Source organism: Rhizobium sp. 9140, assembly GCF_900067135.1.
Taxonomy (GTDB): Bacteria; Pseudomonadota; Alphaproteobacteria; order Rhizobiales; family Rhizobiaceae; genus Ferranicluibacter.
The window spans coordinates 747,501-770,901 of the sequence record NZ_FJUR01000001.1 but is presented as its reverse complement, the minus strand read 5'-3'; the positions used below and the strand labels follow the sequence as shown (position 1 = coordinate 770,901).

Here is a 23,401-nt window from a genome sequence, read left to right as displayed (position 1 = left end):
GACGGCCCGACACGCAAAGACGGCCCGACACAAAAGAGACGGCCTTGAAGGAAACGCACGACATGACGACCGAACAGACCCATATGCGCCGCGAGATCAACGAGATTCCGGAGGCCGCCGCCCGGCTTCTCGAGGGTTCGCGCGCAGCACTCGATGCTGCAGGTGCCGCGCTTGCGGCACACGACCCCGCCTTTCTCGTGACCATCGCCCGCGGGTCCTCGGATCACGCCGCGCTGTTCCTCAAATATGCGATCGAGCTGACCACCGGCCGGCCGGTCGCCTCTCTCGGGCCGTCGCTCGCCTCGATCTACGGCGCGAAGATGGCGCTGGCGGGGGCGGGCTCCATCGCCATCTCGCAGTCCGGCAAGAGCCCTGATATCGTCGCCATGGCGGACACCGCGACCAAGGCCGGCGCCGTCACCATCGCGCTGACCAACACGCTGCCATCGCCGATTGCCGAGGCAAGCACGCATCCGGTGCACATCATGGCCGGCCCGGAAATCGCCGTTGCCGCGACGAAATCCTACGTGAACTCGATTATCGCCGGCCTTGCCGTTCTCGCGGCCTGGACACGGGACGCAGACCTCGAACGCGCGGTGCGCGACCTGCCCATGCATCTCGCCCGCGCCGTGACGCTCGACTGGAGCGCATTGTTCGACGGCATCGGAACATCCGACTCGCTCTACGTGCTCGGTCGCGGCCCGGCGCTCGCCATAGCCAGCGAAGCGGCGCTGAAGTTCAAGGAAACATCCGGCCTGCACGCCGAGGCCTATTCCGCAGCGGAGGTGCTGCATGGGCCGGTGGCGCTGGTCGAAAAGCGCTTTCCGGTTCTCGGCCTTGCCGCGCGCGATGCGGCCGAGGCGTCCGTGACCGGTATTCTCGACGATCTCGCGGGCAAGGGCGCCCGCGCGTTCCTGACGGCAGAGGCCCATGGGCGCGCCGCACCGCTGCCCTTCGTGGCCACCGGCCATCCCCTCACCGACGCGCTCTGCCTCATCCTGCCCTTCTACGGCTTCGTGGAAGCATGGTCGCGTGCCAAGGGCTTCAACCCGGATCAGCCGGCAGCGCTGAAGAAAGTGACGGAAACGCGATGAACGCACAGCGCGACGAAACGGCCTTCGCCGTCATCGGCGCCCGGATCTTCGACGGGCAGGACTGGCACGCCGGACAGGCGCTTCTCGTCGGCGGCGGCGTCGTCACCGGCATCGTCGCACTGGAGGCTCTGCCTGAAGGGATCGCGACGGTTTCGGCCCAAGGACACCTGCTCATACCCGGCTTCATCGACCTGCAGGTCAATGGCGGCGGCGGGGCATTGCTGAACGATGCGCCGAGCGCGGAGGCAATCCGCACGATCTGCGCGGCCCATGCGTGCTTCGGCACGACCGCCCTCCTTCCGACGCTGATCACAGATACGCCTGACATCCGCACCCTTGCGATCTCTGCCGGGCGGGAGGCGCGGGCAGAGGGCGTTCCCGGCTTCATCGGTCTGCATCTGGAAGGCCCGCATCTGTCGGTGGCGCGCAAGGGGGTCCATGATCCTGACCTGATCCGGCCGATGGAAGCCGACGATCTCGACGTGATCCTCGCCTGCGCCTCGCTGTTCGATGCGGTGATGGTCACGGTTGCCCCTGAAAATACGACGCTCGCGCAGGTGGCCGCCATGAGCAAGGCCGGCATCACCGTCAGCCTCGGCCATACCGCCGCGGATTACGAGACTGTGGCGACCTATGCGCTGGCCGGCGCGCGCACCGTTACCCACCTGTTCAACGCCATGAGCCCGCTCGGGCATCGCGAGCCCGGCTGCGTCGGCGCGGCGCTTGATCTTGGCACGCTGTATGCCGGCATCATCGCCGACGGGTTTCACGTGGACCCGGTGTCGATGAACATCGCGCTGCGCGCAAAGGTCGGCCCGGGCCGGATCTTCCTCGTCACCGACGCCATGTCGACCATCGGCTCGGACCAGACCGGCTTCCTGCTCAACGGGCGCGAGATCTTCCGCCGGGACGGCCGGCTGACGCTTGCCGACGGAACGCTTGCCGGTGCCGATATCGATATGCTGTCGTCCGTGCGCTTCGTCCACCGGACGCTCGACCTGCCGCTCGGCGAGGCCATCCGCATGGCATCGGCCTATCCGGCCGACGCCATCGGCCTGTCGGCCACCAAGGGCCGGCTACTGCCGGGGCTAGATGCGGATTTCGTCCTCCTGACGGAAGACCTCGACATGGTCGCGACCTATATTGCCGGCCATGCCGTGTTTTCGGCCTGAGAACAGGCTATCTCGATCAGAGCGCTGCCTTCAGCGCCCTGACGACACGGGCGTCGGTACGGCGCGTCGTCTCCGGCGCAAAACCCAGCTCCACGAGACGACTATCGGCCGTGGGAACCGAGGCCGAGCAGGAAGCGTGAACCTCCGAGACGCCGGTGGCGAGCAACGGCCCCACGGTCGCCAGCGTGACACCGGAACCCGGCATGATCGAGAGGCGTCCGCCAGCTTTGCGCACGAGATCCGTGATGGCAGCGATACCTTGGGCTGCCGTCTTCTCGCCACCCGAGGTCAGGATCCGCTCGAAGCCGAGATCGATGGCGGTTTCGAGCGCTGTCATCTGATCCGGTACGAGGTCGAAGGCGCGGTGGAGCGTTCGGCCCACGCCATCCGCGCGACGGGCGAGACGGGCGAGGCAGGCGGCATCCAGGCTCCCATCGGCAAGGCTCGCGCCGAGCACCACGCCGGCAAGCCCGGCTCGCCGCGCCGCGTCGATCTCCGCTTCCATCATGGCGATCTCCGTCTCGTCGAAGACGAAATCGCCGGCGCGCGGGCGGATCATCGCATAGACCGGCACGGACATGCGGCCGGCAAGCTGCATGAGACCTTCGGTCGGGGTCAGGCCGCCGAGGGACAGGGCCGAGCACAACTCGATCCGGTCGGCGCCGCCCTCCACCGCGGCCAGAAGGCCGGCGGCGTCATCGACGCAGACTTCGAGGAGAACAGAGCTCATCGGGCATCTCCGGTCAGAGCGAGAAGGGCAGCACCGATCAGGCCGGGCTCGATGCGGCATTCACCGGGCACGACCAGCGGCCGTTCGAATGTGCGCAGGATGCGGGCGCGGACGGCCTGATCGATGGCCGCAATCAGCGGCGTGACGCCCGACAAGCCGCCGCCGACGGGCACGACGGTGGCGCCGGTTATGTTGATCGCGAGCGCCAGAGGCGATGATACGAGATCGACCAGAACCTCGATGGTGCGGGCGGCACCGGCATCGCCCGCCTGCCAGCGCGCGGTGATGTCGTGGCTCGGCAGGGTTTCCGCATGCAAAAGCTGGTGAAGGCGCTCCATGCCGCGCGCGGCCCCGATCGTATCGACGCAACCGCTCTGGCCGCAGCCGCAGGGAAAGGCCGGGATGGCAACCGGGGGATTGCCGGCCATGGCGGCGACAGCGGGACCATGGCCCCACTCGCCGGCAAAGCCGCCATCACCGTTGATCAGGCGGCCATTGACGACCAGCCCACCGCCGACGCCCGTGCCGAGAATGACGCCGAAAACGATGCGGTGTCCGCGCCCGGCGCCGAGGCCCGCTTCGGCCAGCGCAAAGCAGTCGGCATCGTTGGCGATCAGCACCGGCATCCCCAGGCGTTCGCCGAGATCGCGGGCGAGGGGCCGCTGGTGCAGGCAGGGAATGTTGGCAACCGTGATTGCCTGGGTCTCGGGATCGACCACGCCGGCAATCGACAAAGCGATCCGCTCGGGCCGGATGCCGGCCTCCTCGAACGTCTCCTCCAGCGTCGCCACGAAGGCATCGAAGTCGTGAAGCGGCGTCGGCCGGCGCGTCAGCGGGCGGATATCGTCAGGTGAGGTGGCGACGGCACCCTTGATGGCGGAGCCGCCGATATCGAAACAGACGATCATGCCTCACCCCGGATGATATGTTCGGCGGCCAGTGCGGCCGACAGGAGCCGGCGATCCTCGCCCTGCGGCGCCGAGAGCAGGAAACCGACCGGCATGCCGGCCTCTCCCATGCCGCAGGGAATGGAGATGCCGCAGCCATCGAGGAAATTGCCGACCAGCGTGTTGCGCAACGTGCGGAAATTCGTGTCCACGAACAGCGCGTCATCGGTCAGAAGCGGCGCGATGGGCGGTGCGACATGAGGCAGCGTCGGATGGGCCAGCAATTCGCTAGGGGCCAGCATGGCCGAGAAAGCAGCGATCATGCCTGCGCGGGCGGAGGCCAGGGCGACGTAATCGGCCATGGTGGTTTTCTCGCCCATGCGCGTGCGGGTCACGACGCGCGGGTCCATCCGTGCCGCATCCGGACCTGCCAGCCGCTCGCGATGCAGCGCGAAGGCCTCGGCCGTGACGAGCGCACCGTGCCGGGCGAAAAGCTCGAAGACCTCGGCGAAAAGCGGCACCGTCCGGCGCTCGATGCGGGCTCCGGCTTTGGCAAGGCGCGCGAGCGCCGCCTTGAAGGCCGCGACGACGGCGGGCTCGGCCCCGTCGAACATTACGGTCTGCGGCACGACGAGCGTCAGCCCGTCGATCTCTCCGCGACCGGCCTCCGGCATGCCGACGCCGCGCATCGCGGCATCCACCCAGACGGCATCCTGCACCGTCCGGCAGAGGGGGCCGAGCGAATCGAGGCTCGCGGCCAAGGGAAAGACGCCGTTCATGGAATAACGGCCGCGCGTCGCCTTATAGCCGACGATGCCATTCAGGGCGGCGGGAATGCGGATGGAGCCGCCGGTGTCTGTGCCGATCGCCACCGGCACGAGACCTGCCGCCACGGCCACGGCCGAGCCGGAGGAGGAGCCGCCGGGAATGCGCGGCACGTCGGTGGAGGCCGCATTGGCAGGCGTGCCGAAATGCGGATTGATGCCGAGGCCCGAGAAGGCGAATTCGCTCATATTCGTCCGGCCGACCGCCACCATGCCGACGGCAGCGAGTGCCGCGACGACGGCAGCGTCCTTGTCGGCCGGGCCTTCATCGAGAACGACGGAACCTGCCCGCGTCACCGCACCCCGCGTGTCGAACAGGTCCTTCCAGGCGACGGGAATGCCATCGAGAAGACCGAGCGACCGGCAGGCCTTCAGGCGCGCACCGGCAGCTGCCGCTTCCTGCAAGGCACGCTTTTCCAGAACTTCCGTGAAGATCGCCGGGTCGGCGGCAGCGATTCTGGCAAGTACCGTTTCCGTTAAATCGACCGGGTCGAGAGCGCCGTTCTGGAGAAGGACGGCGAGGCTGGCGACGGAGAGGTCCGTCCTGATATCGTTCATGATGCGCTCCGGCGAGATGTCCATTCTCTCCTACTGCATTCCAGCGTAAACCAAAATCGGCCGCGGAGATTTCTGCACTTCGGAAAAGGGGGATCGGGTCGCTCTGCCGGCATCGTCTTGCGGGGATCGGGCAAGCGCTCTACATGGTCTTTCGCACTGCAACACGCACAAGCTCTGGAGCCGCCGGATGATCTTTCACGCTGCCCGCCTGTCGTTTGCCAATCTCTTCGCGCCGGAGACGCGCGCTGCGTTCTGGAAGACGCTCGGCCTGACGATCCTTGCGCTCGTGCTGCTCTGGCTGGCCTTGCGCGAAAGCTTCGTCTACTTCGTTGCTCCTCTCGTCACCGAGATGCTGCCGGGCACGCCGGAATGGGCGGGCTGGTTCACCTTCATCCTCATCATTCTCGCCAGTATCGGGCTTGCGCTCGGCCTTGCCCTGCTGCTTGCACCCGTCACGGCGCTGATCGCCGGGCTTTTTCTCGACGACGTCGCGGAGGTGATCGAGAAACGGGATTACCCGGACGAGCCGGCGGGCCGCGCGCTGCCCATGGGCGAGGCGATCCGCGGAACGCTGAAATTTCTCGGGATCGTGCTTGTCGGCAACCTGATTGCGCTGTTCCTGTTGCTGGTGCCCGGCATCAATCTCGTCGCCTTCTTCCTCGTCAACGGTTACCTGCTCGGCCGGGAATTCTTCGAATTCGCCGCCATGCGGTTCCGGTCGCCGGAAGAGGCCCGGGCTTTTCGCTCCAAGCATCGCGCGACGATCTTCATGGCCGGCCTGTTGCTTGCCGCTTTTCTGGCCGTCCCGATCGTCAACCTTTTGACCCCGCTCTTTGCGGCCGGGCTGATGGTGCATCTGCACAAGGCATTGTCTGCGCGTGACCCCGAGTTCGGCTACCCCCGCATCCGCCCATCGGTGCGGCCGCCCTTGCAGAACGCGCCTCTTTGAGTGGCGTCGTCGAGCAATTCCTGCGCTTAGCCTCCTTGCCGAACGCGTCGCGGTGGAAGGCAGACCGGAAATGTCGCCGGTTTACACCATCGCGGAAGCTGGTGCCTTTAGATAAGGCCTGACCATCTCCGACCTCTTTCTGTGACAATCGGCAAGTTAAAGGCTTCTCGCAGCTGCAAAACAACTTTCAAGAGTGATAGTCGCTTTTGCTACTTTCTCCGTCGCCTTGCCTTTCTACACTGTCGGAAAAGTAGAACCCTCAGATTTGTCTACCCGGCTTAGTGATGTCTTAAAAATCTGTGACTATAACGTCATACGGTTTCTCGCTGCTGGCGGGGTAAGACAAGCGCTCGCTGACATGTGCGTGCGTGTTGCGAGAGACAAGGAGGCATCGAGGGGCGACATCATGGTGAAGCGTATCGAGAGGCACGAGGCCCGGGTCGGCATGTTCATCGAGTCGCTCGAGGGCGCCTGGCAGGACAACCCCTTTGGCCAGCGCCGTTTTCTATTGCGTTCGGAGACAGAGGTCGACCTGATCAAGAACAGCCGGATCACCGGCATCTACATCAACCTTGCCAAAGGCGTTGACGTCGACGGGTCGAACCGCAGCTTCGCCAACAGTTCGCAACCGCGTAGCCCCCCTCCCCCAAAAGCATTGCTCGACGAACGCCGTGCGACGGTCAGGGTCGTCCAGGCCTCGGTCAAACGGCTCGAAGCCGTGTTCATAGAAAGCCGATGCGGCGAACCGATCAACATCGAGAGCGTGTCCGAGATCGTCGGCGACATCTCGACCCAGATCGGCAACAGCCCGGCCATTCTGCTCGACATCACCCGGCTGAAATCGAAAGACAAAGTTACCTTCGTCCATTCCGTCGCCGTATCGGCCCTGCTCGTGCATTTCGCCCGCCACCTCCATTTCGAGGAGCCGCTGGTGCGTGTGCTCGGTTTCGCAGGGCTGGTGCACGACATCGGCAAGCTGGCGATCCCCACCGCAATCCTCAACAAGGCCAGCGTCCTGACCGCAGAGGAACGCGAGATCGTCATGCAGCATCCAGCCATCGGTCATGATATTCTCAAGCGGCAAGGCAATCTGCCGGGTGTCGTGCTCGACATTTGTCGCCATCACCATGAGCGCATGAACTCCAAGGGATATCCGGACGGCATCCCCGCCGGTGAACTCTCGATCTATGTGCGCATGAGCACGATCTGCGACGTCTATGAGGCGGTGACCTCGGTGCGCCCCTACAAGAAGCCGTGGTCGTCTGCCACCGCTCTGTCCTGGATGCTGCAGCATGGCGACCATTTCGATACCCAGCTGCTCTGGAAATTCATTCTCAGCCTGGATTCGGAACTGACCCGGGGCGTGGCCTGACAGCCAAAGCGCGTTTTCGCGAAGAAAACCCTCTCATTCCCTGCCGGACCGTTTTAAGGTGTCGCCGTCACAATCAGGACGGATACCAGCGAGCCGATGAAGAATACGCGTCTTTTTTCCAATATGGGCGGCCTGCCGGGCCAGAGCGAACTGCTTTCGAGCAAAGCGGTGTTCACCACGGCCTATGCCGTTATTCCCGGCAGCGTCATGCGCGACATCGTCACGAGCGTGCTGCCGCACTGGACCGGTACACGCGCCTGGATCATCTCGCGCCCGCTGACCGGCTTTTCCGAAACATTCTCGCAATACATCATGGAGGTTGCACCGGGCGGCGGCAGCGACAAGCCGGAACCCGATGTACGCGCCTCCGCTGCCATCTTCGTGGTCGATGGCGAGATGATCGTCACCTTCGAGGGTGAGGAGAAGGCCCTGCGGACCGGGTCCTTCGCTTATCTGCCCGCCGGCAGGCGCTGGACGCTGAAGAATATGGGCAGCGTGCCGGCGAAATTTCACTGGGTGCGCAAGGCCTTCGAGGTGGTCGAAGGGCTTGAGCCCCCGCCCGCCGTCTTCACACACGAAGACGATTGCGAGATCAGCGCCATGCCCGACACGGACGGGCGCTGGGCGACGACGCGCTTCCTCGATCCGAACGACGTGCGCTACGACATGCACCTCAACATCGTCACCTTCGAGCCGGGCGCCGTCATTCCGTTCCTCGAGACGCATGTGATGGAGCACGGGCTCTATGTGCTTGAAGGCCGTGCGGTCTACCGGCTGAACGAGGACTGGGTGGAGGTGGAGGCCGGCGACTATATGTGGCTGCGCGCCTTCTGCCCGCAGGCCTGCTATGCCGGCGGCCCCGGCCGCTTCCGCTACCTGCTTTACAAGGACGTCAACCGCCACACCAAGCTCTGGTAGAGGCACGAGCATCGGGCTGACCCATTGCCGATCGAAGGCATCTTCGCCCTGTACAGCGTAAGGGTCCGCAGTCAGGACGACGACCCGAAAGTGCTGGTCCTGCGGATCTGCGGCCCGTATAACACAGTGGGCGTGTGCTGCGTGCGCCCTCGGCTACCCGAAAATCTACGGAGACTGTGTCAACCTTTTTTCGAGGTGCCGAAATCATGACCGAACGCCACGCTTCGACCGCCGTTTCCAAGGGCCGCATCCAGTCGACAGTCCGCGCCTTTCTCGACAACGAAACATCGAGCGGCCTTCTGCTGATGGGGGTGGCGCTGCTTGCCATTCTCACTGCGAACTCGCCTCTGGCGGAGGCTTATTTCGGCGCGCTGCACATCTATATCGGGCCTCTGAGCCTGCAGCACTGGATCAACGACCTGCTGATGGCCGCCTTCTTTCTGGTCGTCGGACTCGAAATCAAGCGTGAACTGCTCGACGGGCAACTCTCCACCTGGAGCCGGCGCATTCTCCCAGGCGCGGCGGCTGCCGGCGGCATGGCGGTTCCCGCGCTGATCTACATCGCCTTCAACTACCGGGATCCGGTGGCCGTGCATGGCTGGGCCGTACCGTCGGCTACGGATATCGCCTTCGCGCTCGGCGTTCTCTCGCTGCTCGGCCCACGCGTGCCGGCCTCGCTGAAGATCTTCCTTGCGGCGCTTGCCATCATCGACGATCTCGGCGCCGTCGTGATCATCGCCCTGTTCTACACCTCGGGCATGAACCTGATGGCGCTTGGCGGCGCAGCGATCGTGATCGGTGGGCTGGTGGCCCTCAATCGCGCAGGCGTGCAGCGCCTGCTGCCCTATCTGGCGCTCGGCGCGGTGCTCTGGGTGCTCGTCTTCGCCTCGGGCGTGCATGCCACGCTTGCCGGTGTCATTCTGGCGCTGACCATCCCGATCCGCCGTACGCCGGGCACACCGGAAGCCACGCCCGATACGTCGCCGCTGCACCGGCTGGAGCATGCGCTCCACAAGCCGGTCGCCTTCGTGATCGTACCGATCTTCGGCTTTGCCAATGCCGGCGTTTCGTTCGCCCATGTCAGTCTGGCCGCGCTCGTGGAGCCGGTAACGCTCGGCGTCGCCGCGGGGCTGGTGCTGGGCAAGTGCATCGGGGTGTTCGGCACCGTGCTGATCCTCGTCAAGGCGGGCCTTGCGGACCTGCCGGCAAGAGCGAGTTGGGGCCAGACCTTCGGCGTCTCGCTCGTCTGCGGCATCGGCTTTACCATGAGCCTCTTCATCGGGCTCCTCGCCTTTTCCGATCCTGACATGCAGGACCGCGTCAAGGTGGGCATCCTGATCGGCTCGCTGATTGCGGGACTGCTCGGCTACACCATTCTGCGCCTCACGAACCGGCGGGAGCCTATGTCGGCAACGCATCCGGGCGTCTGACAGGCATCGGCCGGTTCACGCGCGATCCGTTCAGGGCGTTGCAGCCGAACCTTCGAGATCCGGCATCAATTGCGTGTCGCCATTCGGCGTCTCATCATCCAGGACCTGTTCGGACGGCTTGAAGGTGGGTAAGCGCATCGTCTCCCCGTCTTTGTCGAGCACCAACTCCCGACCATCGACTGAGAGGACGGACCAACCTCGAAAGAGGTCTCCCGTTCGCAGCACATGCCGCGTGTCGTCGCTTTCGTCGCGCACAAGCGCGCTCACGCCCTCCGGCGTGCCGATGACGCCGAGGAGTTGAAGGGTGATCGGTTCCGATGGCTGTTCGGTCGGCGGCTCCGCCGCCTCGGAGACGGGTTCGGTCACCGGATCGGGCGGGCGGGTCCGACTGGGGGAGAACAGGGGCCGGTCGCGGAACCCGGTCAGAGATGCGGGGTCGATTGCCGACAGCGGATTTGGATTGATGTTCTGTGCCTGAACTGCCTCCGGCACCGGCACATCCTGTGCGGCAGTCCCGCTGCCTGTGGCGACGATACCCGTGCAGAGACCTGCCGCCAGAAGCAGCGGGACGCCGTGCAGGCGAAGGCGGCTTTGCCACGATGATGCCGGTCGGAGCTTCCACATCACGAACCGGTCTCCGCACCCGCTTCGGGCACTGTCTCCGGCGTCCACCGCGCGCCGATCGCCATATCCACCCGCAGCAGGATCTGCCCGTTATCGCCCGAGCTTGTCTCTCCCGCATCGGGAAGACGGCGGATCGAGAGGCTTTCGACCGTCATCAGAGGCAGACCGCTTTCCAGCCGGTAGAGCAGGCGGAGAAGGCCATCATTGTCGACATCGAAGGTCGTGGTGACGGCGATCTCGTCGCTTCCCTCGCCCTCGGCCACGTCGCCTTCGCTTGCTGCCGTCTCGATGATCCGGCCGGGAGCGGCCGCGATGGCATCGAGGATGGTCTGTTGCAGCCGTGCGATGGCGGCCGTGCGCGAGGGGCTTTCGATGGTGAGGCTTGGTGTCGTATCTCCGGTCGAAGCCGGAATGCTCGCAAGTCGGCGCTCCAGCGTGGCGGCCTGACGGGTTGCCTCCTCCACCGTAAGGCGATCCTCGGCTATCTGGAGATAATTCAGCACACCCAGCGTCATGAACAGCGCGGGCAAGCCGATGAAGACGAGGATGGCCGAGAGGCGAAGGGCCTGCATGCGTGGCGGCGCGATGGTCATGGTGCGGGCGCTCCGTCCTTGCCCGCGCGAATGACGGAGATGTCGAAGCGATCGCGCCCATCCTCCTGCCGCGTTACCGGAGCTGCAAAGCTCGCCTGCGACAGGGCGGGTTCCGCCTCGATGATCGCGACGAGAGACGAGACCTCGGTGGATGTGCCGGCGAGCCGCAGGCTCTGCGGCAGGATGTCGAGTTCGTCGAGCGTGGTCGTGTCGGGAAGAATGGTTGCGAGACGGTCGATCAGCACAAAGCTCGCCTGCTCCGGAGTCTTTGCCTCCAGCATAGCCGCCTCGCGCTCGCGAATGCCGCCGCTGCCGGAAGCCCCCACCATCTTGCGGCGGGTTGCATCCAGCCCCGCCTGTGCGTCCGCGACCTCGCTCGTGCTCATCGAAAGTGCTGCGATCGACGCGAGAAAGCCTGCGAGGGTCAGGACGAGGACGGCAAGCGTGCCCGCCGCGATGCGTCTGCGACGGGTTTTGCGCAGCGTATCGTTCTCGCCGTTGAGAAGATCGATACGCAGACGCTCCTCGATCGGCTCACCTGCCGATCCGACGCGCGAGGGCACCAGGCCGAAGGCTGCAAGCCGGGCGACGCCGGCCGCCACGATCTCGCGCGAGGTCGCGACGACGTCGACGGTGAGCTGACCATCGCCGCCCGGTTTCGAGGCGACATGAAAACCGTGCAGCAGCTTTTCCGATCGCCAGGGCGTCAGCCTGTCGAGGCGGCTGGCCACGATCTGCGCAGCAAAGCCGGATGCTTCCATCGGCACCTTGATCTGGGTCGTCACGACGTGATCGGCCTGCAGGCGCAATTCTGTCTCCGCATTCGCCCGACTGCGGAACGCCCGACGGACGGGTTCGGGAAGGCTGCTGCCATGGCCGAGGAAGACTGCGCCGCGCCGCGAGGCCCGGTAGAACGCCAGGTCGCCGGACGAGGGCGGCATGCCCGCCGCCTCTGCCGCCATCTGCGGATCGCGACGATCGCCCGAGACCTCCACGGCGATCCATCGGGCGCCCGGCGCAAGCGCCACGAAGACGGGCTCGACGGCATCCACAAAGGCGGAAAGCATCGGCCTTGCCGGCCGGACCATGCGGGAAAGGATGCCGCTCATGAGCGCGCCGCCTTATGGTAAGACAAGACCCTGCGCCTCATCCGGTCGCCCTGATCACTTCGTCGATGGTGGTCATGCCCTCGGCGCATTTGGCCAGCCCATCTTCAAGCATCGAGGTCATGCCCCGCCCCTCCGCCTGGCGGGCGATCACGGCGGGGTCCGGATCTCTCCTGTCAACGGCGGAGTAAAATCCTGCCACGCGGCGGCGCAAAAGTCGGCCACTTGTGGCGCGCGCATGAGACCGCCGGGAGGGCTTAGGCCCGAGCGGGGGTCTCATGCGCGCGTTGCGATTTTCGAAGGGCGTCAGCCGGCCTTTCGGGCGCGGCTTTGGGCGAGACGATAGCTGTCGCCGTTCATCTCGAGGATGCTGACGTGATGGGTGATGCGGTCGAGCAAAGCGCCGGTCAGGCGCTCGGACCCCAAGGTTTCCGTCCATTCGTCAAAAGGAAGGTTGCTGGTGATCAGGGTCGCGCCTCGCTCGTATCGTTGCGAGATCAGCTCGAACAGCAATTCCGCGCCGGTCTTTGACAGCGGCACGAAGCCCAGTTCATCGATGATCAACAGCTGGTAGGCGGCCATCTGCTTCTGGAACCGGATGAGACGCCGCTCGTCGCGCGCCTCCATCATCTCGCTGACCAGTGCGGCCGCTGTCGTGAACCCAACGGACAGGCCCTTCTGGCAGGCGGCCAGGCCGAGGCCGAGCGCCACATGGGTCTTGCCCGTGCCGCTGGGGCCGAGAGCGATAACGTTCTCCCTGCGCTCGATCCATTCGCAGCGCGCCAGTTCCAGCACCTGCATCCTGTTCAGCTTTGGGATGGCGGCGAAGTCGAAACTGTCGAGGCTTTTGACGACCGGGAACCTGGCCGCCTTGATGCGACGCTCGACCTTGCGACGGTCCCGTTCGATCATCTCCCGCTCGGCAAGCCGGGTGAGGTATCCGACATGATCGACGCCTTCGGTGGCGCACAGCCGGGCCAGCTTCTGGTACTCGCGCTGGAAACTCGGCAGCTTCAGGGTTTTGAGATAATGGGTGAGAAGGATCTCGGGTGCTTGGGTGTTCATGCGACTTCTCCCGCATCCGACGACAGGAGACGCATATACGCCTTCGCCGATGTCGTCTCGACCGTCGCCCTCGGCAAATACGGGTAGATGGACAGGTCCAGTCTGGGCGGCCGGCGTTCCACCCGGCACAGGATCAGATGCTTGACGGCGTCAAAGCCAATGGCGCCAAGCTGGATCGCCTGCTTCACCGCCGCATGCAGATCGGCGAGTTCGAAGCTCTCCAGCAGGCGGAGGACCTGCACGTACTCACGCCGGCCGTGTTTGGCCATGCGGCCTTCCATCAACCGGCGCAGCGTAGCGAACTCTTGCGGCAAGTCCCAGCCCTGGAGGGGCGCTGCCTGATCCAGCGAATTGATCTTCTGCTCGATCAGCGGCAGGTAATGGACAGGATCGAAGACGACGTCTTCCCGTTCCCAGCACCGAGGATGGCGGGCGATGATCTCGCCACGGCCACCAATGACCACTTCGTTGACATAGCCGCGCACCCACACATCCTGATGGCCATAGGCGACCGGGACGGAATAGTCGTTGGTCTTGTAGCGCACCAGCGACTGCGCCGTCACCTTGGCACTTGCCTGGTCGCAGGCATCAAATGGCGAGGCTGGCAAGGCGCGCATGGCAGCCAGATCGCGCCGCAAGCGCTCGCCGATCGTCTCGCTCTCGCCGCGCAGCCTGTCGCGCTGGCGCTTCCGGCACTGCTCCTCCAGAAAGGTGTTGAACGCCTCCCATGTCGCAAACTGCGGGATCGGTACCATGAAGTTGCGCCGGGCATAGCCGACGAGACCCTCGACGTTCCCCTTGTCGTTGCCCTTGCCGGGACGGCCATAGCGATCCCGGATAAGGTAGTGGGACAGGAAGCCGCTGAACAACGTCGCGCGCTTGCGGGTGCCGTCAGGCAAAATCTTCGCCACCAGGCAACGGTCGTTGTCGTAGACGATCGATTGCGGCACGGCGCCGAAGAAAGCGAACGCATGGACATGGCCATCGACCCAGGCCTCGGCCACTGCCGCCGGATAGGCCCGCACGTAGCAGCCGTCGCTGTGCGGAAGGTCGAGCACGAAGAAATGCGCCTTCTGCTCGACACCGCCGATGACCACCATCGCCTCACCGAAATCGGCCTGCGCATGGCCGGGCGGATGCGACAGCGGCACGAACACTTCCTGGCGGCGCTGATCCCGCTCGCGCATGTAATCCTTGATGATCGTATAGCCGCCAGTGAACCCGCATTCGTCTCGAAGCCGGTCAAACACCCGCTTGGCCGTATGGCGCTGCTTGCGCGGCACTTGTCTGTCTTCGTCCAGCCAGTGATCGATCGTCGAGACAAACGCATCCAGCTTGGGCCGCCGGATCGGTGATTGTCGCTGATAGCCAGGTGGCGTCGAATAGGACAGCATCTTGGAAACGCTGTCGCGCGATATGTTGAAATGCTTTGCAGCCTGACGCCGGCTCATGCCTTCCGAGCAAGCCAGTCGAACCTTCAGATATAATTCCACGGTATAGATCCCCAGGCCCTCCTGCGCTCATTGCAGAAGAGAAATAGGTGGCCGACTTTTACGCCGCCCGAAGCGGGACAATCCCGCCGCTACCGTGGTCTAATTTTGCACCGCCGCTCTCAGCGCCCAGCGCGCCGGGACCGGTCCGGGGGGTTCACGCTGGTGGAGCTCCTCGTCGTCCTCGTCATCCTCGGCCTCGTCATGGGTCTCGTCGGTCCGCGCGTCCTCAACTACCTCACCAGTTCGCGCACGCGCGCGGCGGCCTTGCAGCTGAGTTCGTTCAAGTCGTCGCTCGACCTCTTCTATCTCGATATGGGCCGCTATCCCTCCAGGAGCGAAGGCCTGTCCGCGCTCGTCGTGCGGCCGGGCTCGGCCCAGGGGTGGAACGGCCCCTACCTGCAACAGCAGGCCGTGCCGTCCGACCCGTGGGGCAATGCCTATCAATATTCCATTCCGGGCGACAAGGCGCCCTACCGGATCCTGTCCTATGGTGCCGATGGCGTCGCCGGAGGGAGCGGCGCAGATGCCGACATCGTCAGCCAATAGGCGTAGCTTTTCGCGTACGCCTCGCCCCATCTCGCGTGACAGACGGGGCGGCTTCGCGATGCTCGAGGTCGTGCTGGCTCTCGTCGTGCTCGGCCTTCTCGCTTCGCTGGGATTGCCGCTCGTCCGTACGCAAACCGGCGCAACGGCGCTACGCTCCAAAGCGTTCGAAATCGTCGCGCTGCTGCGCATGGAGCGCAATGCGGCCATCGCCTCCGGGCGTCCCACCACCGTCTTTATCGATGCTGGACGCATTCGATCCGCGCGCACGACAAGCGAGATCGCCCTGCCCGCGACGATGGCGCTCAACCTTTCGCCCGCGCGGTCGTCCGGCTTTCAATTCTTTCCAGACGGACGGGCGACCAGCGGCGAGCTGGCGCTGAGCGCCGGACGCGATCGCATTCGCATCGCCATTTCCGGACCGACCGCCATGATCCGCATCCTGGGGGCATCCGTTGCGCCACGCTAAAACAACGTCTCCGATGCGCAAAGGCGGCGTACAGGGTGGCTTCACCCTGATCGAAGTGCTTGTGGCGTTTCTCGTGCTCGCCTTCGGCACACTGGCAATCCAGCAGGCTGTGATGGCGTCCATCGAGGGGACACGTCGCGCCCAGGATCGTCTGCGCGCGGAACGGGTGGCGCGATCGCTGATGACGGCGCCCATCAGCGGCGATCCCGGCGACGGCATCCAGGCCGGTGTCATGGATGGCCTCTCATGGTCGATCCGATACGAACCTCTTCCCCTTCCGTTTACCACGGCGGCGGATGCCGAGGGCAAGCCGGTGGACTGGACACCGCGCCGGATGATGGTGACCGTGCCCCTTCCGCCGCGCAGCAGCTGGTCGCTCAATGCCCGTCGCGAAGCGGTGGTGAGCCTTGAGACCATCCGGCTCATTCGGGTTTCGACCGCCGAAGATGCGCGTCCGGAAGAGCGTGCACCTTGACGCGCGCCTCGTCTCCACGACCACCGCGACCGGGATCACCGACCTCCGGTTTCCTGCTTGTGGAAGCCCTGACGGCGATGGCCATCGGTGCGCTCCTCCTCGTAGCTCTGGGATCGCTGGTTTCGCTCGTCCTGCGCGCCTCGGACCGAACCGCCTCGACGTCACAACAGATCGAGGAAACAAGCCGCATCTTCTCCACGCTGATCGACAGGATCGAGACCATGACGCCCCAACGCTGGGCAGGTGCCGGAGCCGGCTTTGTGTTCGAGGGGACGGAAACGGCCTTGATCTTCGCCCGCTTCCCGAAGGCGTCCGAAGCGGCTACGGGCAGCCGCCTCGTCATCCTGACCAGTGTTGGCCCGGATTTGCGGGACGAGGAACGTTCGCTTCCGCCGGATGCGACCGATATAAATGCCGTTATGGACCGCGAGACAGCGACCGCCACGCTTCTCCAACAGGGCTATACGGTGCGCTTTGCCTATTTCTCACGCCTTCCCAACGGACAAGAAGCCCTGACAGACCGCTGGTCCGGCCGCCGCGCCATGCCGGTTGCCATTCGCATCGCCTTGGCGGACTCGCGCGGAAAGCTCCATGGGAGCGTCCGCGTACCTATCCGCGTCGATGCCGAACCCGGATGCGCTGCACCCGGACAGGGAATCTGCAGCCTCGTTCCTGACGATCCGTCCACGCCGGAGAATGGATCACCGGCAGGTGCAGCGCCGATCGATCCCAATGACGGCCGGGGCTGGGAGCGCTACGTTCGACCATGAGAGGTCCATCACGCCTTCAAGGACATTCCGGCTATATCCTCATCTCGGTGCTCGCGGTCGTCGCCCTGCTTTCGAGCCTGGTCGCCGCACTTCTTTTGCTCGGACGCGCTGCAACGGATACCGCGCATCTCGCCAGCCGCGATCTTCGGCGGGAAACGCTTCTCCAGTCGGCCGTGGCGCTCGCCGGATATCAACTTTTCATCTTGAAACGCCCGCTCGAAAGTATTGATGGTCAGCAGTTGCGGCTCGATGCGGGCGTCGTCACATTACGGGTCAACTCGGATGCCGGGAAGGTGGACCTGAACGGTTCCGGAAAGGACCTGCTGGCCGCGGCCTATCGGGCCTCAGGATTGACCACCATGCGCCCGGAGGTCTTCGCGTCGAGGGTCATCGACTGGCGGGAGCCCGGGGAGACGCCACAACCGGGCAGCCCCGACACAGCAGCCAACCCACCGCCCGGCCAGCGCGCCCGCAACGCCCCGTTTCGCGCCCTAGATGATATCGCCTTCCTCCCAGGCATGGCGCGAGACGACATCGCCCGGCTTCGCCCGTTTCTCACAGTCTTCAACCCTACAGGCCGATTGTCAGCCTTTTTCGCGCCGGAGCCTCTCATGGCGGCCATTCCCGGAATCGGTAAAACCACGTCTCGAGAAATCGTCGTGCTTCGGCGGAAGAAGGCGGCAGAAACCGATCAGGCCATAGCAAACCTCGTGCTCGTCGCGGCATCTCAGATCGACACGAAACCACCGCGAACATATCGTGTCGTCGTCGAACTTATGTTGGAAAGAAACCGCCCTGAGGTCGGCGTTACCGCCGTTTTGTCCGCAGGCGCCCATTCCACTTCGCCGTTTCAGGTGCTCGCCTGGGATCAGGATGCACTCGGGAAATGAGGGCTCGCAGGGTTGATCGTGGTGGGCTGATCGACAGTAAGCGCAACGAATGGCCCACGGCTATTGTGATTGGCGGACTAGGCTTCTGGTGCTCGGTCAGAATTTCCGCTTTGCCCGCTTCGGTATAAAGTAGGTCCGGATATTGACGAGTGCCCAGGCGACGTCAGCAGCATCCTGGCTGGTCGCCTTCCGTTCTGCCTCGCCGAGCTTGCGGATGGGTGCGGTGATATCCCCAGTGACGGCATGACCTCGGAGGGCGGTAATTACTCACCCCCTTGTCAAAGCGTGCAACCACGGAATTCCTGTTGGTCTGGACCGCGGTGATTTGCAACGTCTGACGAAGGAAGAGCTGATCGATCTGGTGCTGAAGATCCAGCGTCGGGCGCATCCTCGAAGCCGCCGTCGACGGATCGCAAGGAACAGCGCGAACGACCCGAGCCCGGCGGAGCCAAGCCTGGTCATGAACGGCACAGCCGGGTGATAACCGCTCATGTCGATCGCGTCGTCGATCATCGTGCCGATCAATGCGCGTGCTGCGGAACGGTCCTGGGACACGATTTTCCCGTGTCGGTCGTCAGCGAGCATGAGACCATCGAGTTGCCGGAGATCAAGCCCTTCGTCGAGCGCCACCGGCGTCTGGCGGTATCGTCCGTCCTGCGGCATGCTCAACGCCGCGCCCGTGCCGGATGCGGCCAAGGGCATGCCGATCGGACTGCGGCTGCATGCTGTGGCGACCTATCTCATGACCTTTAAGGCGCCGTCCTACGAGCAGCTTCGAGGTGCGGTCGCCAACCTGTTCGGACTGACCGTCGGCCAAGGCGGCCTGATGAATATGCTGCGCCGGCGCCAAGGAACATTCGTCGCCGAGCGCGATGTTGCCATCGCCTCCCTGCGCCGGGCGGCGGTCGTGGCGTCGGATGAAATCGGTGTGCGGGTCGAGGCGAGCAATTCCCATCAATGGGTGTCCCACTGCAGCGAGGCCATCATCCGTCAAGCCGCCCCGACACGCGATGCCGTCGTGGTCGAGACCCTGATGGACGGCCATCGCCCGGATGTTCGGTGTTTCGACCGTTCTTCGGTCCAGCAGGGCCACGCTGCCCGCGACCTCAATGATGTTCGAGGTAGCGGGCAGCGAACGGATCGGGCGACGTTTATCCGTCACATCTGCGTTTCCGGAGACCGACGGAGGAGAGAAGCCACGTCATCGGGATGACGGAAGCAGAAGGGTGACGAGCAGCAGGCGAGGCGGCTTGCGCCACCCGTGGCGGAACTCCCTTATGAACCGACAGAGGTTTTGAGATGCGCCTGACGAACGCGCTTCAGTGGTGTTGGAAGGAAGGTGTCTCCCGCTTTGGCTCACGCCCGGGAACAAACATTTTCCGCATGCATGCTCCGCCTCCCCTGCCCGATTTTCCGCGGCAAGCCGTCTACGACGGTGAGGTGCCATCAGAGACGAGATGCGGGATGTGCAAGGTCCTCATCTCTCTCCCTATCGGCTCAGCTTGATGGAAACGTGCAACGCACCGAACGCCAAAACCCCCGCACGCGAGAGCGCCGGGGGCTTTATGAGTTCTCATGGTGTGATTTGATTTGGTTGCGGGGGCAGGATTTGAACCTGCGGCCTTCAGGTTATGAGCCTGACGAGCTACCGGGCTGCTCCACCCCGCGGAAGGGAAAGGGACTGAGGTTGTGTTGAGAAGATGTTGTTTGATGTTTGCCTTTAGCAGACCTGGCAGCGACCGACTCTCCCGCGTCTTAAGACGAAGTACCATAGGCGCTGGGGCGTTTCACGGCCGTGTTCGGAATGGGAACGGGTGCGGCCACCCCGCCAGAACCACCAGGTCGGCTAAGGGCAAACGATGAGAAGCTGGATTTGTTGGCGAATGGTGAGCTGTAAGCAGTGAGCCGGTTATGACTTTGCTGTGGCGTCTGTTTCGCTGGATTTGAACACGTCTTTGGAGTGCTTGCCGGACGCCTGTGACCCAGACCCTGTGGTCTGGCAAGCGCAAGGCGCGTCGCCCATCGTTGGGCGCGCCGTCCGTGAGCCGAAGCGGCAAAGCCGCGACAGCGTGAGGACAAAACATGCGATCGAGCCGACGAAGGCTTTGCCTTCGCGGCGACCGGCGAAGGCTTTCGCCTTCACCTTGCGATGAGCATGGGCAATGGGAACGATCAAGTTCGATCGAACGATTAGTACCGGTAAGCTTCATGCATTGCTGCACGTCCACACCCGGCCTATCAACGTGGTCGTCTTCCACGGTTCTCAAGGGAATACTCGTTTTCAGGGGGGTTTCCCGCTTAGATGCCTTCAGCGGTTATCCCGTCCATATATAGCTACCCTGCTATGCCCTTGGCAGGACAACAGGTCCACCAGAGATATGTCCATCCCGGTCCTCTCGTACTAGGGACAGATCCTGTCAATATTCCAACACCCACGGCAGATAGGGACCGAACTGTCTCACGACGTTCTGAACCCAGCTCACGTACCGCTTTAATTGGCGAACAGCCAAACCCTTGGGACCTGCTCCAGCCCCAGGATGCGATGAGCCGACATCGAGGTGCCAAACAACCCCGTCGATATGGACTCTTGGGGGTCATCAGCCTGTTATCCCCGGCGTACCTTTTATCCGTTGAGCGATGGCCCTTCCACGCGGGACCACCGGATCACTATGACCGACTTTCGTCTCTGCTCGACTTGTCAGTCTCGCAGTCAGGCGGGCTTATGCCATTGCACTCGACGAACGATTTCCGACCGTTCTGAGCCCACCATCGCGCGCCTCCGTTACTCTTTCGGAGGCGACCGCCCCAGTCAAACTACCCACCATACACTGTCCCGGATCCGGATAACGGACCGCGGTTAGACATCCATGACGATAAGGGTGGTATTTCAAGGATGGCTCCACCTGAACTGGCGTCCAAGCTTCAAAGCCTACCACCTATCCTACACATGCCGACACGAATGCCAGTGTAAAGCTATAGTAAAGGTGCACGGGGTCTTTCCGTCTGACCGCAGGAACCCCGCATCTTCACGGGGAATTCAATTTCACTGAGTCTATGCTGGAGACAGCGGGGAAGTCGTTACGCCATTCGTGCAGGTCGGAACTTACCCGACAAGGAATTTCGCTACCTTAGGACCGTTATAGTTACGGCCGCCGTTTACTGGGGCTTCAGTTCAAAGCTTGCACCTCTCCCTTTAACCTTCCAGCACCGGGCAGGCGTCAGGCCCTATACGTCGTCTTAAAGACTTCGCAGAGCCCTGTGTTTTTGATAAACAGTCGCTACCCCCTGGTCTGTGCCACCCCATCATACTTGCGTACAAAAGGGTCACGCTTCTTCCGAAGTTACGCGTGCAATTTGCCGAGTTCCTTCAGCATAGTTCTCTCAAGCGCCTTGGTATGCTCTACCTGACCACCTGTGTCGGTTTCGGGTACGGTCTATACGGTGGGGCTATTTCCTGGAACCGCTTCCCCGCCCTGACAATCCAATAAGTCAGAACAAGTTACGCAATCCGTCACTTCCCACCAGGCCCACGAATATTAACGTGGTTCCCATCGACTACGCGTTTCCGCCTCGCCTTAGGGGCCGGCTAACCCTGCTCAGATTAACTTTAAGCAGGAACCCTTGGTCTTTCGGCGAGAGGGTCTCTCACCCTCTTTATCGTTACTCATGTCAACATTCGCACTTCCGATACCTCCAGGAGCCCTCACGGGTCTCCCTTCACAGGCTTACGGAACGCTCCGCTACCGCTCTGCGATCCGTTAGGATCGTCAGAACCCTCAGCTTCGGTGCATGGCTTTAGCCCCGTTACATTTTCGGCGCAAAACCCCTTAATTAGACCAGTGAGCTGTTACGCTTTCTTTAAATGATGGCTGCTTCTAAGCCAACATCCTGGTTGTTTTGGGAGTCTCACATCCTTTCCCACTTAGCCATGACTTGGGGACCTTAGATGGAGGTCAGGGTTGTTGCCCTCTTCACGACGGACGTTAGCACCCGCCGTGTGTCTGCCGAGTAGTACTCTCAGGTATTCGGAGTTTGATTAGGATCAGTAAGACGGTGAGTCCCCATAGCCCATTCAGTGCTCTACCCCCTGAGGTATTCGCTCGACGCACTACCTAAATAGTTTTCGCGGAGAACCAGCTATCTCCGAGTTTGATTGGCCTTTCACCCCTAGCCACAAGTCATCCCAATCTATTGCAACAGATGCGGGTTCGGTCCTCCAGTTGGTGTTACCCAACCTTCAACCTGCTCATGGCTAGATCACTCGGTTTCGGGTCTAATGCGACATACTCAAACGCCCTATTCAGACTCGCTTTCGCTGCGCCTACACCTATCGGCTTAAGCTTGCATGTCACACTAAGTCGTTGACCCATTATACAAAAGGTACGCCGTCACCAATAATGGCTCCGACTGTTTGTAGGCAACCGGTTTCAGGTTCTATTTCACTCCCCTTGTCGGGGTGCTTTTCACCTTTCCCTCACGGTACTTGTTCGCTATCGGTCATGCACGAGTACTTAGGCTTGGAGAGTGGTCTCCCCATGTTCAGACAGGATTTCACGTGTCCCGCCTTACTCTAGGACGATAAAAGCATCACCGCATACGGGGCTATCACCCACTATGGCCGACCTTTCCAAGTCGTTCTGCTTTAGCAATCATCGCCACTGGCCTGGTCCGCGTTCGCTCGCCACTACTTGCGGAGTCTCGGTTGATGTCCTTTCCTGCAGGTACTTAGATGTTTCAGTTCCCTGCGTTCGCCTCTTACACCCTATGGATTCAGGTGTAGATACCTTATTGATAATGCTTGGAAACCGAGCGCGTCCTTGACGCGGTAAGCCGTCAGTCGTGAGCCGTAAACAGATGGAAACCAACTGCTCACTGCTTACCAATTCCGGATCACACGTGCCGTCGGCACGCTCGATTTCCCAAGCATTTAAGGTGGGTTTCCCCATTCGGACATCTAAGGATCAAAGCTTATTCGCAGCTCCCCTTAGCTTATCGCAGCGTATCACGTCCTTCTTCGCCTGTGCATGCCAAGGCATCCACCAATTGCCCTTAATTCACTTGATCGTTCTCATTGCCTATGCTCATCCCTTGTTGGGTCTTGCAAACCTTTCCTCCTCGCTTGCGCTCGAAGGGGTGCAAAACCTGGCCATCCGGGCACCTTTGCAGATGCGGCGAATGACATTCCCACGCTAACGATATGCGTGGAAACAACAGCCTGGTTACCTTTTACAACCAGACTTCAATAAGATGCCATCGACGTGTTCGATCTGAGCCTTATCCGCAGGCACGCCGGTGCACTGCAAGGTCAGATCTTAAGACCAGCTTCTCGAGATCATGTCTGAGAGCGCGCGGTCAGGCAACGCTCACCGGCAAACCATCAGAACCGATCCCCCATCATCAACACCCCCTTTTCAGGAGCGCGTCGACAAGAGTGAACCG

Annotated in this window: 20 protein-coding genes, 1 tRNA gene, 2 rRNA genes and 2 pseudogenes; 12 read left to right on the top strand and 13 right to left on the bottom strand. The window is 62.9% G+C overall.

Features of this window, described 5'->3' with window-relative positions; all coding sequences use genetic code 11:
* Positions 1 to 62 precede the first annotated feature (62 nt).
* Entirely contained in the window at positions 63 to 1,094 is a 1,032-nt protein-coding gene (locus GA0004734_RS03480) for an SIS domain-containing protein (RefSeq protein WP_092931216.1), read from the top strand.
* Positions 1,091 to 2,266, top strand: a complete 1,176-nt coding sequence (gene nagA, locus GA0004734_RS03475; RefSeq protein WP_092931214.1) for an N-acetylglucosamine-6-phosphate deacetylase — start codon at positions 1,091 to 1,093, stop codon at positions 2,264 to 2,266. The genes GA0004734_RS03480 and nagA overlap by 4 nt, the downstream gene beginning before the upstream one ends.
* A 16-nt stretch (positions 2,267 to 2,282) precedes the next feature.
* Here the strand turns inward: nagA and GA0004734_RS03470 are convergent, their stop codons facing one another.
* Genes GA0004734_RS03470 through GA0004734_RS03460 form a run of 3 tightly spaced genes read right to left on the bottom strand, consistent with a single transcriptional unit; the run spans position 2,283 to position 5,265 of the window.
* Positions 2,283 to 2,996: a copper homeostasis protein CutC gene (locus GA0004734_RS03470; RefSeq protein WP_092931212.1), complete on the bottom strand. Its 714-nt coding sequence runs from the start codon at positions 2,994 to 2,996 to the stop codon at positions 2,283 to 2,285.
* Positions 2,993 to 3,904, bottom strand: a complete 912-nt coding sequence (locus GA0004734_RS03465) for an ROK family protein (protein WP_092931210.1) — start codon at positions 3,902 to 3,904, stop codon at positions 2,993 to 2,995. Before GA0004734_RS03465 ends, GA0004734_RS03470 begins: the two co-directional genes overlap by 4 nt.
* Entirely contained in the window at positions 3,901 to 5,265 is a 1,365-nt protein-coding gene (locus tag GA0004734_RS03460) for an amidase (RefSeq protein WP_092935858.1), read from the bottom strand. Before GA0004734_RS03460 ends, GA0004734_RS03465 begins: the two co-directional genes overlap by 4 nt.
* A gap of 187 nt (positions 5,266 to 5,452) precedes the next feature.
* Here GA0004734_RS03460 and GA0004734_RS03455 point away from each other — a divergent pair, with 187 nt between their 5' ends.
* The 4 genes from GA0004734_RS03455 to nhaA all read left to right on the top strand — a co-directional run bounded on the left by GA0004734_RS03455 (position 5,453) and on the right by nhaA (position 9,934).
* On the top strand, positions 5,453 to 6,214 hold the full coding sequence (locus GA0004734_RS03455; protein WP_092931209.1) for a sulfate transporter family protein: 762 nt from the start codon (positions 5,453 to 5,455) through the stop codon (positions 6,212 to 6,214).
* Between the two features lie 406 nt (positions 6,215 to 6,620).
* On the top strand, positions 6,621 to 7,586 hold the full coding sequence (locus tag GA0004734_RS03450; protein ID WP_175386206.1) for an HD-GYP domain-containing protein: 966 nt from the start codon (positions 6,621 to 6,623) through the stop codon (positions 7,584 to 7,586).
* Between the two features lie 96 nt (positions 7,587 to 7,682).
* Positions 7,683 to 8,504, top strand: coding sequence for a bifunctional allantoicase/(S)-ureidoglycine aminohydrolase (locus tag GA0004734_RS03445; protein WP_092931205.1), 822 nt, complete (start codon positions 7,683 to 7,685; stop codon positions 8,502 to 8,504).
* 206 nt (positions 8,505 to 8,710) lie between these two features.
* The gene (gene nhaA / locus GA0004734_RS03440) at positions 8,711 to 9,934 is read left to right on the top strand and encodes a Na+/H+ antiporter NhaA (protein WP_092931203.1); all 1,224 of its coding nucleotides are present in this window, start codon (positions 8,711 to 8,713) and stop codon (positions 9,932 to 9,934) included.
* 30 nt (positions 9,935 to 9,964) lie between these two features.
* On the opposite strand, the gene GA0004734_RS03435 is transcribed toward nhaA, so the two are convergent.
* The 5 genes from GA0004734_RS03435 to istA form a co-directional block, all read right to left on the bottom strand.
* Positions 9,965 to 10,561 carry a hypothetical protein gene (locus tag GA0004734_RS03435; protein ID WP_139056226.1) on the bottom strand — a complete coding sequence of 199 codons (597 nt, stop codon included), beginning with the start codon at positions 10,559 to 10,561 and terminating at the stop codon, positions 9,965 to 9,967.
* Complete coding sequence (gspM, locus tag GA0004734_RS03430) at positions 10,558 to 11,151, bottom strand: type II secretion system protein GspM (RefSeq protein ID WP_092931199.1); 594 nt, start codon at positions 11,149 to 11,151, stop codon at positions 10,558 to 10,560. The genes GA0004734_RS03435 and gspM overlap by 4 nt, the downstream gene beginning before the upstream one ends.
* Positions 11,148 to 12,260, bottom strand: coding sequence for a PilN domain-containing protein (locus GA0004734_RS03425; RefSeq protein WP_092931197.1), 1,113 nt, complete (start codon positions 12,258 to 12,260; stop codon positions 11,148 to 11,150). Before GA0004734_RS03425 ends, gspM begins: the two co-directional genes overlap by 4 nt.
* A 303-nt stretch (positions 12,261 to 12,563) precedes the next feature.
* Positions 12,564 to 13,322, bottom strand: coding sequence for an IS21-like element helper ATPase IstB (istB, locus tag GA0004734_RS03420; RefSeq protein WP_092930036.1), 759 nt, complete (start codon positions 13,320 to 13,322; stop codon positions 12,564 to 12,566).
* Positions 13,319 to 14,815, bottom strand: a complete 1,497-nt coding sequence (gene istA / locus GA0004734_RS03415; RefSeq protein ID WP_139056207.1) for an IS21 family transposase — start codon at positions 14,813 to 14,815, stop codon at positions 13,319 to 13,321. The genes istB and istA overlap by 4 nt, the downstream gene beginning before the upstream one ends.
* Positions 14,816 to 14,917: 102 nt before the next feature.
* On the opposite strand from istA, the gene gspG reads away from it, so the two are divergent.
* The 5 genes from gspG to GA0004734_RS03390 all read left to right on the top strand — a co-directional run bounded on the left by gspG (position 14,918) and on the right by GA0004734_RS03390 (position 17,962).
* Positions 14,918 to 15,361, top strand: coding sequence for a type II secretion system major pseudopilin GspG (gene gspG, locus GA0004734_RS03410; RefSeq protein WP_092935856.1), 444 nt, complete (start codon positions 14,918 to 14,920; stop codon positions 15,359 to 15,361).
* A 58-nt stretch (positions 15,362 to 15,419) separates the two neighbouring features.
* On the top strand, positions 15,420 to 15,827 hold the full coding sequence (locus GA0004734_RS03405) for a hypothetical protein (RefSeq protein WP_092931195.1): 408 nt from the start codon (positions 15,420 to 15,422) through the stop codon (positions 15,825 to 15,827).
* A gap of 13 nt (positions 15,828 to 15,840) precedes the next feature.
* Complete coding sequence (locus GA0004734_RS03400; RefSeq protein WP_092931193.1) at positions 15,841 to 16,302, top strand: type IV pilus modification PilV family protein; 462 nt, start codon at positions 15,841 to 15,843, stop codon at positions 16,300 to 16,302.
* Positions 16,299 to 17,072 (top strand): PulJ/GspJ family protein, encoded by a 774-nt coding sequence (locus tag GA0004734_RS03395; protein WP_139056225.1) that lies wholly within the window; start codon positions 16,299 to 16,301, stop codon positions 17,070 to 17,072. The genes GA0004734_RS03400 and GA0004734_RS03395 overlap by 4 nt, the downstream gene beginning before the upstream one ends.
* Before the next feature lie 203 nt (positions 17,073 to 17,275).
* Positions 17,276 to 17,962 (top strand): type II secretion system protein GspK, encoded by a 687-nt coding sequence (locus tag GA0004734_RS03390; RefSeq protein WP_175386204.1) that lies wholly within the window; start codon positions 17,276 to 17,278, stop codon positions 17,960 to 17,962.
* A 96-nt stretch (positions 17,963 to 18,058) separates the two neighbouring features.
* Here GA0004734_RS03390 and GA0004734_RS03385 read toward each other — a convergent pair.
* Positions 18,059 to 18,217: pseudogene (locus GA0004734_RS03385) on the bottom strand (YecA family protein); the annotation flags it as partial.
* Positions 18,218 to 18,272: 55 nt separating this feature from the next.
* Between GA0004734_RS03385 and GA0004734_RS26365 the strand changes: the two are divergent.
* A pseudogene (locus GA0004734_RS26365) lies at positions 18,273 to 19,064 on the top strand (IS66 family transposase); the annotation flags it as partial.
* Positions 19,065 to 19,553: 489 nt separating this feature from the next.
* Here the strand turns inward: GA0004734_RS26365 and GA0004734_RS03370 are convergent.
* The 4 genes from GA0004734_RS03370 to GA0004734_RS03355 all read right to left on the bottom strand — a co-directional run bounded on the left by GA0004734_RS03370 (position 19,554) and on the right by GA0004734_RS03355 (position 23,026).
* Positions 19,554 to 19,630, bottom strand: a tRNA-Met gene (locus tag GA0004734_RS03370).
* Between the two features lie 59 nt (positions 19,631 to 19,689).
* A 5S ribosomal RNA gene (rrf, locus tag GA0004734_RS03365) occupies positions 19,690 to 19,804 on the bottom strand.
* A 67-nt stretch (positions 19,805 to 19,871) separates the two neighbouring features.
* On the bottom strand, positions 19,872 to 20,138 hold the full coding sequence (locus tag GA0004734_RS03360; RefSeq protein WP_139056217.1) for a hypothetical protein: 267 nt from the start codon (positions 20,136 to 20,138) through the stop codon (positions 19,872 to 19,874).
* Positions 20,131 to 23,026: ribosomal RNA gene (locus GA0004734_RS03355) — 23S ribosomal RNA — on the bottom strand. Before GA0004734_RS03355 ends, GA0004734_RS03360 begins: the two co-directional genes overlap by 8 nt.
* Positions 23,027 to 23,401: the final 375 nt, after the last annotated feature.